This window comes from Arhodomonas sp. KWT (assembly GCF_010993615.1).
The window spans coordinates 1-4,501 of sequence record NZ_WNXE01000013.1; the positions used below are offsets into that span (position 1 = coordinate 1).

The window sequence follows — 4,501 nt, forward strand, 5'->3', positions numbered from 1 at the left end:
GGCGCGGCGCCGTAGAACAGCGCCAGCGCGAGGCCGTCCCCGGAGGCGGGCGCCGCCGGATCGAATCCCAGCGCCGCCAGCAGCGGGAAGGCGATCCCCACCGCGAGGGCGAGGGCGAGCTTGGTGGCCATGTTCCACAGGCCGAAGAACAGGCCCGCCCGGCCACCGCCGCCGCGGTGGGTGTCCAGGTCCACGAGGTCCGCCTGGATGGCCGCGGGCAGGGCCATGTCCACGGCCACGCTCGCCCCCGAGAGGGCGCATATCACGGCGAACGCCGCCACATCACCCGTACCGAGCAGCGGCACCCACGCGAACACCAGCGAGGCCCAGAGCATGGACAGGGCCCAGGCCCGGTGCTTGCCCACACGCCGGGACAGCCAAAGCCAGCCCGGCAGGGCGGCGATGCCGGCGGCGAAGTAGATCAGCAGCAGCGCCCCGGTGGCCCCGCGGGCGCTGAGTACGTGAGCGGCATAGAGGGTGAACAGCGAGGCCGGCAGGCCGTTGGCGAGCCCGTTGAGCACGTACGCGGCGAGCAGCCGGCGAAACGGCGCGTTGCCGCGCAGCAGCCGCCAGCCGCGCCGCCACCCCGGGGCCGCGGCGGCGCCCGCCGGCGGTTCCGGGACCAGCGCCAGGGTCACTGCCAGGGTCAGCGGCAGCAGCACGACCAGCAGCCACGCCAGACCGGCGAGGGTGGTCGCGTCGGTGCGTCCACCGCCCACCACGCCGGGCCAGGCGACGGCGACCAGGGTGCCCAGGATCATGAACCCCTCGCGGCTCGCCGTGATCGAGGCGCGTTCGTCGTAGTCCCGGGACAGCTCGGCGCCCCAGGCGGTGTAGGGCAGCGCCACCAGAGTCCAGCCCAGGTATGCGGCCAGCCCCCAGGCCAGCAGCCAGGCGATGGTCACGTCCGGGGGCGGGTGGAATAGCTGCCAGGCGCTTACCAGAAGCAGCGGGGAACCCACCACCATCAACGGACGCCGGCGGCCCCAGCGGGTGTGCAGCCGGTCGCCGAGCGCACCGATGGCCGGGTCCGTGACCACATCCCACAGCCGCGCCAGCAGCAGGGCGGTGCCGACGCCGGCGAGGCCGAGGCGCTCGCCGTAGAACCCGGGGAGGAAGACGTACATCGGGATGCCCAGCACCGCCAGCGGCAGTGCCGGCGCGCCATAGGCGAGGAGAACCCGGCGGCCGGCGATCACGCCGGCGGCCGCCGCAGCACCAGGCGCTGCAGATCGATCCGGCCGCTGCGGAAGCCCGCTTCGCAGTAGGCGAGGTAGTACCGCCACATGCGCCGGAAGCGCTCGTCGAAGCCCTGGGCGGACATGGTTCCCTCCGCTGCGTTGAAGCGTGCGCTCCAGCGGGCCAGGGTCTCCGCGTAGTGGCGGCCCAGGCGCTCGTCGCCGCTTACCCCGAGCCCGCGCTCCGTGGCAAGGGCGAGCAGGTGGTCGCGGGTGGGAAGCATGCCGCCCGGGAAGATGTAGCGCTGTATGAAGTCCGGCTCGCGCCGGTAGTGCTCGAAGCTGTCGGCGTCGATGGTGATGCCGTGCAGCGCGATGCCGCCACCCGGCCGTACGCGGGCGGCGAGGGTGTCGAAGTAGCGCTCCCAGTAGGCCTCGCCCACCGCCTCCAGCATCTCGATGGAGACGACGTGGTCGAAGGTGCCGGTGACGTCGCGGTAGTCCTGCAGGCGCAGATCGACACGCTCGCCCAGGCCGGCCCGGGCGGCGGCCTGCCGGGCCCAGGCGAGCTGTTCGCCGGAGAGGGTGATGCCGGTGACATGCAGGCCGCGCCCGGCGGCGCGCAGCGCGAAACCGCCCCAGCCGCAGCCGATCTCGAGCACCCGCTCGCCGGGCCGTGCGTCCAGGGCGTCGAGCAGGGCGTCGTACTTGGCCCGCTGGGCCTCGGCGAGGGGCTGCTCCGGGCGTTCGAACACCGCCGCCGAGTAGGTCATGGTCTCGTCGAGCCACAGCCGGTAGAAGTCGTTGCCGAGGTCATAGTGGGCGGCGATGTTGCGGCGGCTGCCCCGCCGGGTGTTGCGCCGCCAGCCGAGATGGCCGGCACGCTGCAGCGCGGTCAGCAGCCGTGGCTCGCGGGCGGAGAAGGCGGGCTCGTTGACGGCCATGACCTCCAGCAGTGCCGCCGGGTCGGGGCTGTCCCAGTCGCCGGCGATGTAGGCCTCGGCGAAGCCTACCGCCCCGTGCAGCGCGCAGCGCCCGAGCAGCCGCCACGGGGCGTGCACGTCGAGCACCCCCGCGGGCCCGGCTCCGGCGGCACGGATCCGGTAGGGCTGGCCGCCGGGCAGGCGCCCCCGCAGCTCGCCGCGGGCGAGGCGCCGCAGCCGCCCCATCAGCAGCGCCGCGCCGGCGGGCAGCGGGCGGGGGAGTTCGAGGGCCGATTCCGTGGGGGTGCTCATCGTGAAACCTCCTCGCTGGGCGGCGGCGGTCGCCGGTGATAGCGGCCGCCGCGCAGCCAGATTCCGAGTGCCCGCCAGTGGATGGCGGCGATGACCTTGAAGGTCATCAGCGGCATCGCGAGTACCTGGCGCAGCAGCGCGCGGTCGCCGGCGTCGCGGTGCTCGCCGGTCTGCACGGCGGCCAGCGTGACCGCACCGCCGGGCTCCCGGTGGTAGGTGATGGCGATCCTCAGCGCCGCTTCCGGCGGGCTGATCCGGAAGCGGTATTCGCCACTCACCGGCAGAAAGGGCGAGACGTGGAAGACCTTGCCGTGACGGGCCCTGACCGGCGTCTGCAGGGCGCGGCCGTGCTCGTGCAGCAGATAGACGTGGCGGTCGCCGAAGGTGTTGTGCACCTCGGCGATCACGGCGAGCAGCGTGCCGTCGCGATGCCGGCAGAACCACAGCGACAGCGGGTTGAACGTGTAGCCGAGTACCCGTGGGTGACAGAGCAGGTGGATGCCGCCGCCGGCGAGGTCGATGCCGCTGCCGGCGAGCACCCGCTCCGCCCACGGGCGCAGCGGGCTGCCGTCGCCGGGCCCGTGGTCGCGGTCGAACAGGGCCACGAGATTGCGCCGGTTGTGGGAGAACCATCGCCGTGATGCGGCGGCCTCGTCGAGTCGGTCGATGTCGGCGAGCAGCGAGAACGTCCGGTACCGAAACCGGTACCCGGGCTCGGCGAGCCGCCGGTGCATCACCGTGCCGGTATACAGCGCCAGATCGCTCATCCCGTGTTTCCGCCGTCCCGCTGCACGGCGTGCGTCCACGGCGGCGCGCATCCCAGGCGCCCGGCGACCGCGACCGCCGAGGCCAGGGCGTCCTCGTGGAAGCCGTAGCCGCAGTAGCTGCCGCAGAACCACACGCCGCCATCACCCTGCAGCCGTGGAAGCGCCGCCTGTGCGCGCATCGCGGCGCCGTCGAATACCGGGTGATCGTAGCTCAGGCGGCGGATCACCCGGTCCGGCGCCGGCGGGCGTACCGGGTTGAGGCTCACGAACAGCGGCTCGTCGGTGTCGGGTCGCTGGAGCCGGTTCATCCAGTAGGTCACCGATACCGGCCGGGAACCATCGGCGGCGTGCGTGGTGAGGTGGTTCCAGGATGACCACACCGTGCGGCGTCGGGGCATCAGTGCCGGGTCCTGGTGGAGCCACGCCTCGTTGGCCTGGTAATGGAAACGCCCGAGCACCGTGCGTTCGCCGCGGCTCGGCTGCTCCAGCATCGCCAGGGCCTGGTCGGCATGTGCGGCGATGACCACGTCGTCGAACCGTCCGAGCCCGCCGGACGGGCCGTGCAGGTGAACGCCCGTGCCGTCGCGGCGGATCCGGGTGACCGGGGAGCCGGTCCGCACTTCGCCGAGGTCCGGGCGCATCGCCTCGATGTAGCGCCTTGCACCGCCGGTGACCGTGCGCCACTGCGGCCGGCCCGACAGGCGGATGAGTCCGTGATTGGCGAAGAAGCGCAGCAGGCTTGCCGCCGGGAAGGCCAGCATCCGCTCCGGCGGACAGGACCAGATTGCCGCGCTCATGGGCAGCAGATAGTAGCGCCGGAAGGCCTCGCCGAGGCCGATACGGTCGAGGAATGCCGACAGCGGCTCGTCGTGGTCCAGCGCGTCCGTGGCGAGGGCGCGGGCGCCCTCGCGGTTGAAGCGCAGGATATCGCCGGCCATGCGCCAGAACGCGGGCCGCAGCAGATTGCGCCGCTGTGCGAACAGGGTGTTGAGGTTGTCGCCCGCGTATTCCAGGTCGATATCGCTGGCGGAGAAGGCGAAGGACATGTCCGATGGCCGGGTCGGTACGCCGAGGGTCGCGAACAGGGCGGTAAGGTGCGGGTAGTTGGCCTCGTTGTAGACGATGAAGCCGGTGTCCACGCTGATCCGGCCGCCGGCGAGGTCGCAGTCCACCGTGTGTGTGTGTCCACCGAGACGCGAGTCCGCCTCGAAGAGCACCACCTCGTGGCGGCGGGATAACAGCCAGGCCGCTCCCAGCCCGGCGATGCCGCTCCCGACCACTGCGATGCGTCTGTGTGCCATAACCTATCGCCCCGTAAATG

At 72.5% G+C, this 4,501-nt stretch carries 4 protein-coding genes; all 4 read right to left on the reverse strand.

Features of this window, described 5'->3' with window-relative positions:
• On the reverse strand, nt 1–1,199 hold a 1,199-nt coding region (locus G7A99_RS04410; RefSeq protein WP_163139020.1), incomplete at its 3' end, for an MFS transporter.
• Entirely contained in the window at nt 1,196–2,413 is a 1,218-nt protein-coding gene (locus G7A99_RS04415) for a cyclopropane-fatty-acyl-phospholipid synthase family protein (RefSeq protein WP_018716456.1), read from the reverse strand. The genes G7A99_RS04415 and G7A99_RS04410, both read right to left, overlap by 4 nt.
• Nucleotides 2,410–3,180, reverse strand: a complete 771-nt coding sequence (locus G7A99_RS04420) for a DUF1365 domain-containing protein (protein ID WP_018716455.1) — start codon at nt 3,178–3,180, stop codon at nt 2,410–2,412. The genes G7A99_RS04415 and G7A99_RS04420 overlap by 4 nt, the downstream gene beginning before the upstream one ends.
• A complete protein-coding gene (locus tag G7A99_RS04425; protein ID WP_018716454.1) occupies nt 3,177–4,481 on the reverse strand; it encodes an NAD(P)/FAD-dependent oxidoreductase in 1,305 nt (434 codons plus the stop codon). Before G7A99_RS04425 ends, G7A99_RS04420 begins: the two co-directional genes overlap by 4 nt.
• Nucleotides 4,482–4,501: the final 20 nt, after the last annotated feature.